This is a genomic window from Pseudomonas serbica (genome assembly GCF_028823535.1).
GTDB classification, from domain to species: domain Bacteria; phylum Pseudomonadota; class Gammaproteobacteria; order Pseudomonadales; family Pseudomonadaceae; genus Aquipseudomonas; species Aquipseudomonas serbica.
This window is the reverse complement of the sequence record NZ_JAQIYM010000054.1, coordinates 1-347: the sequence shown is the minus strand read 5'-3', so window position 1 is coordinate 347 and position 347 is coordinate 1. Positions and strand designations below refer to the sequence as shown.

Here is a 347-nt window from a genome sequence, read left to right as displayed (position 1 = left end):
CCCGGGCCGCCACCGCCGTGGGGGATGCAGAAGGTCTTGTGCAGGTTCAGGTGCGAGACGTCGCCGCCGAACTTGCCCGGGGCGCACAGGCCGACCATGGCGTTCATGTTGGCGCCGTCGATGTACACCTGGCCGCCGTGGTCGTGGATGATGCCGCAGATTTCGCGGATGCCTTCCTCGAACACGCCGTGGGTCGACGGGTAGGTGATCATCAGCGCAGCGAGGTGTTCGCGGTGCTCGATGGCCTTGGCGCGCAGGTCTTCGATGTCGACGTTGCCGCGGGCGTCGCAGGCGGTCACGACCACACGCATGCCGGCCATCTGCGCGGTGGCCGGGTTGGTGCCGTG

General features: G+C 68.3%; 1 pseudogene. It reads right to left on the bottom strand.

The window, feature by feature from the left end:
• Positions 1 to 347, bottom strand: a pseudogene (locus NQL71_RS29710) (beta-eliminating lyase-related protein); the annotation flags it as partial.